The organism is Endozoicomonas sp. ONNA1 (assembly GCF_024606325.1).
In the GTDB taxonomy this organism is placed as follows: domain Bacteria; phylum Pseudomonadota; class Gammaproteobacteria; order Pseudomonadales; family Endozoicomonadaceae; genus Endozoicomonas_A.
Map to the genome: position 1 here is coordinate 1 of NZ_JAHHPN010000239.1, position 1,675 is coordinate 1,675.

The 1,675-nt window shown below is 43.6% G+C and carries 1 protein-coding gene; it reads left to right on the forward strand.

All coding sequences use genetic code 11. The annotated features are described in order from the left end of the window. The coding region (locus KDK19_RS05745; RefSeq protein WP_257291530.1) for a DUF4116 domain-containing protein at nucleotides 1-1,498 on the forward strand (1,498 nt) is incomplete at its 5' end. Nucleotides 1,499-1,675 lie beyond the last annotated feature (177 nt).

Sequence of the window (1,675 nt, forward strand, 5' to 3'; positions counted from 1 at the left end):
TGAGCAGGTGCGGAGTGTCCATGAGCTGATTTTTGCCCTGCATAAGCGCTTTGTAAAGGCATTGGCACCGGTCACTCTGGCTTCTTGTCAGGGCAGGATCTCTACGATAAAGAAAATCACCTATATCGATTGCACGACTCTGGCTGAGCCGGATGAGAAGGTGCCGCCGCTATTGAGGGCCTCGGCCAAAGCGTCTATGGAAGAGCTAGAGCTTTCAGGGACTGTCATTAGTACGGATAAAGTTGTGATTGTCAACCTGGAGTTAGGAAGTCATGTGGGCCTTATCGAGCTACTTGAGCGTGCAGAGGGAGGGAAAGGACGAACCTTGCGGCTGAGATTTTCTGACCAATTTAATGGAACGGATGACGATGATCAATCCGGCAAGTTCAGTCGTATGTGGTTTCTGGCGCAATTATTGAAGAAGATAGAACTGGATAAAAATGCGGGTAGCATGAAGCTAAGTTGCAACGCCGTTGCGGGTGAAATGACTGTCGAATGCCCCCGAATGAAATTTCGTCAAACCATGCAGGATGCCTTTGAGAAGCTGATCATTGTGTTACGTGCTATATGTAATCTGGATCTTGATTTGAATTCCAGTCCCATTTTTGAAGGAGGTCAGTGGGACTTTAACTTGCTTGCACAACGGCTTAATCGTGATCTGGCGACAGAAGCGGATAGATTCGCCTTTCAACATTGCCTTTTCGTAATGTCTTATCGTAATGAGAGCCGCAGGTACATTCTTGTCCCTTGCAGCCAGCTTTTAAGCAAACACTACCAACAGTTTTCTCATCATGCCCGGTTGTTGTCCAGGTGGCCAGATTTTCTCCAGGGAAAACCGGGGGGTGTTCTGTTGAAAATGTTTATGAGTGATGAGATAAGTGAGAACACCCGCAGGGAGCTCTTGCATCATTTTTTGTTATTAAATCCCATAATCGCTACTAAATTGGTTGAGCAATTGTATGACTTGGGTAATCAATGCTTTGTTATCAATCCATCTTACCGTTACAAACTGGAGTTTTATCTACCACCGTGCCAACTGCTTGGGGATCATAAAGAAAAGGTCAGGGAGATCCTGCTGAAGCATGGATTGAAATATGCCAGCCATCGGGTTAGGAATGATAAAGATTTTGTATTACCCACCATTTCAAAACATCCCACAGAACTGCAATATTTGAGTGAGGAGCTGAGGAATGATAGTGATGTCGTCAAAGCCGCTGTCGCAGAGTTGCCCAGTGTTTTAAGTTATGCTGGTGGAAGAATTCGAAGCGATAAAAACATTATTGAAAGCTTAATGGCTGTCAGTGTTAATATCTTAAAAAATGCCAGTAGAACGTTATTGAATGATCGCGAGTACATGCTGAACTTAATTGCAAAGAATCCACTGGCTTTCAAATATGCTACTTCCAAGCTTAAAATTGATGATGCTTTTATCGAGGCGGCAAGACAAAGAAACCCTGAAGTTGGTAGATACGTCAGGTGGTCTGCGAATAAGGTCTGATCTATTCAGACAACGTTGACCAGTGTAAATCGTCTTGCAAGCTTGTTGTTGTTTCTTCTATTGCGTTCTTAAGGCTGACGGGTGAACTTTATAAAAACATTATTGTCTAAAGGAGATAATCACTAGCCATTGAGGCATGGATGAATATTAACATGAGAAGGATATCTTGATGTTACC